Origin of the sequence: Campylobacter sp. TTU-622, assembly GCF_016598965.1 — a bacterium.
Classification (GTDB): Bacteria; Campylobacterota; Campylobacteria; order Campylobacterales; family Campylobacteraceae; genus Campylobacter_D.
In genome coordinates, this window is sequence record NZ_JAENKR010000119.1 from 1 (window position 1) to 2,867 (window position 2,867).

Genomic DNA, 2,867 nt, shown 5'->3' on the forward strand with positions numbered 1-2,867 from the left:
AGAAGAGATATATGCTTTAGAAAAAAAAGTTCTTGAGCTTAAAAATTCAAACCAACCTATCCCTTTACAATATGAAAAAATTATTAAAGACTTTCATCTTTACAATCAAGAGCTAACAAAACAACAAAATCAAAGACAAAAATTAGAAGATGAAAAAAATCAGATTTTACAAGAATTAGATCTTTTGCAAAATGAACTTTTAAGAGCAAAACTCATTAATAAAAGCGGCAAATGGGGAAATATGAATGAGATTAAATATGAATTTTTACACCCAAAAGTAATGGCTTTTTACTCTATCTTAGAACACGAAAAAACAAAATCTATAGGAGTTATAAAAAAAGAAACAACTATAGAAATTGATAGGAAATTAGATTATGATGAAAAGGATATACAATGATTGTTGGTATCGAAGGAATAATTACAAAGAAAGAACCTACTTTTATCATACTTAAATGTATTAATGGGCTAAGTTATGGTGTATTTATTTCTTTATTTTGCTCGGCAAAAGTTGAGCTTGGACAAAAATATGAATTTTTAATTACTCAAATCATTAAAGAAGATTCTAATAAATTCTATGGCTTTTTAGATAAAGAAGAGCAAAAAATTTTTGAAATGCTTTTAAAAGTAAATGGCATAGGTGCTAATACAGCTATGACTATATGCTCAAGTCTTGATGTAAATTCATTTTATAAGGCTTTAAGTCTTAATGATGAAAATATTTTTAAAAAAGTACCAGGAATAGGACCAAAAAGTGCTAAACGCATACTTATAGAACTTAGCGATGCTAAAACCCATTTAGAACAAATTAGCGATGATAAATCACAAGCTTTAGCTGCTTTAATCTCTCTTGGTTTTAAACAAGATAAAATCATTAAAGTTTTATCAAATTGCACTTCAAACAACACAAGTGATTTAATTAAAGAAGCGCTTAAAAAATTAAGCTAAAGGAGAAAACAATGACTTATGCAATACTTTTTGGAGGAAATTCTTATGAGCACGAAATTAGCATTGTTAGTGCAGTAGTTCTAAAAAAAATCTTAAAAGAAACTATTTTTATATTTTGTGATTTAGAAAGAAATTTTTATCTTATTCCAAGTGAGAAAATGAACTCAAAAACTTTTTGTAAAGGCTTATACAAAAAAGAAAAACAAATTTTTCTTAAAAATGCAGGTTTTTATCAAAAAAATATTTTTAACGAAAAAAAAATAGAATTTGATTGCGTAATTAATCTTATACACGGAAAAGATGGAGAAGATGGCAAAATAGCAGCTTTATTTGATTTTTATAAGATAAATTATATAGGGGCAAGATTAGAGGCAAGTGTTTTATCATACAATAAAGAATTAACAAAACTTTATGCACAAAAAGTTGGAGTTAAAACCTTACCTTATACTATGATTAAAAGATATGATGATCAAAAACAAAATATTGAATTTCCGGTTATTTTAAAGCCAGCTAGACTTGGAAGTAGTATAGGAATAAGTGTTGCAAAAAACGAACAAGAACTTGAATACGCTAAAGATGTAGCTTTTGAATTTGATGATGAAATTTTAGTAGAAGGTTTTAAAAATAATATTAAAGAATATAATCTAGCAGGCTGCATGATAGATGATGAGTTTATTTTTTCAATTATAGAAGAACCAAAAAAACAAGAATATTTAGATTTTGAACAAAAATATCTTAGTTTCTCTTCTCATGCAAAAGTTCAAGAAGCTCCTTTAGAAGAAAAACTTAAAGAAAAACTTAAAGAAAATTTTAAAAAAATTTACAATCCTCTTTTTAAAGGGGCATTAATACGTTGTGATTTTTTTATTATTGATGATGAAATTTATCTTAATGAAATTAATCCAAATCCAGGATCTTTAGCTAACTATCTTTTTGATAATTTTACAGAGCTTTTGCAAAAATTAGCACAAAATTGCAAAAATGAAAAATCACTTTCAATTGAATATAAATTTTTAAATTCTATCAACGGGCAAAAAGGTAAATTATAGGCTTTTTAAGGCAAAATATGTTAAATTTTACATAAAATTTAACATATTTTAGGATTGTTATATGCTTTCTTTTAAAAAAGATGAAATTTACACTGCCACAGAAGTTGTAAGGAATTTTAGTCCCATTATAGACAAACTCAAAAAAAGCAAATCAGGAAAAATAGTCATTTTAAAAAATAATAAATTTGAAGCTGTGATGCTCAATATAGAAGAATACGAACGCTTACAAAATGCTTTAGAACTTTTAGAAAAAATCTACACAGATCAGAAGGTTTAAAATGGCATTAACTAGTATAATATTTAAAGAAAAAAAATATGAACTCTCTTATGAATTAATTAATCAAGATAAAAAACTAAAAATTTTAATCCTTCACGGATGGGGGGCTAATAAAGAGCTTATGAAACAAGCTTTTGAAAAAAAACTTAATTCTTTTTGTCAAATTTATTTAGATTTGCCAGGTTTTGGAAAATCTAGTATAAGTGAAGCTTTAAATTCTTATGATTATGCTTCAATTGTTAAAGAATTTCTAATCCAAAAAAAACTAGATATTGATGTTTTTTTAGGGCATTCTTTTGGAGGAAAATTAAGCACTTTGCTTTGTCAAGAAAATCAAATATTAATTTTGCTTTCAAGCGCTGGTATAGTTCCTAAAAAATCATTAAAAATAAAAACAAAAATTTATATTTTTAAATGTTTAAAATTTTTAGGTCTAAACTCTTTTTATAAATTCTTTGCAAGTAAAGATGTAGCTCATATGAATAGTTTAATGTATGAAACCTTTAAAAAGGTAGTTGATGAAAATTACGAAACTATTTTTAAAGAACAAAAAGCTAAATCATTAATTTTTTGGGGTATTGATGATAAAGATACCC

4 protein-coding genes and 1 pseudogene are annotated in these 2,867 nt (G+C 25.4%); all 5 read left to right on the forward strand.

The features are described 5' to 3' along the window. Nucleotides 1-397 (forward strand): annotated as a pseudogene (locus tag JG677_RS07645) (flagellar assembly protein A); the annotation flags it as partial. Beyond that, nucleotides 394-945 carry a Holliday junction branch migration protein RuvA gene (gene ruvA / locus JG677_RS07650; protein WP_200169072.1) on the forward strand — a complete coding sequence of 184 codons (552 nt, stop codon included), beginning with the start codon at nt 394-396 and terminating at the stop codon, nt 943-945. The pseudogene JG677_RS07645 and the gene ruvA, both read left to right, overlap by 4 nt. Nucleotides 946-956: 11 nt before the next feature. After that, complete coding sequence (locus JG677_RS07655) at nt 957-1,994, forward strand: D-alanine--D-alanine ligase (RefSeq protein ID WP_200169073.1); 1,038 nt, start codon at nt 957-959, stop codon at nt 1,992-1,994. Between the two features lie 61 nt (nt 1,995-2,055). Beyond that, a complete protein-coding gene (locus JG677_RS07660; protein WP_200169074.1) occupies nt 2,056-2,271 on the forward strand; it encodes a type II toxin-antitoxin system Phd/YefM family antitoxin in 216 nt (71 codons plus the stop codon). A gap of 1 nt (nt 2,272) precedes the next feature. Continuing rightward, on the forward strand, nt 2,273-2,867 hold a 595-nt coding region (locus JG677_RS07665), incomplete at its 3' end, for an alpha/beta fold hydrolase (RefSeq protein ID WP_200286051.1).

Excerpts from the sequence above, each read along its gene's own strand:
- ruvA (WP_200169072.1), top strand. The coding sequence starts at position 394 with ATGATTGTTGGTATCGAAGGAATAATTACAAAGAAAGAACCTACTTTT.
- JG677_RS07655 (WP_200169073.1), top strand. The coding sequence starts at position 957 with ATGACTTATGCAATACTTTTTGGAGGAAATTCTTATGAGCACGAAATT.
- JG677_RS07660 (WP_200169074.1), top strand. The coding sequence starts at position 2,056 with ATGCTTTCTTTTAAAAAAGATGAAATTTACACTGCCACAGAAGTTGTA.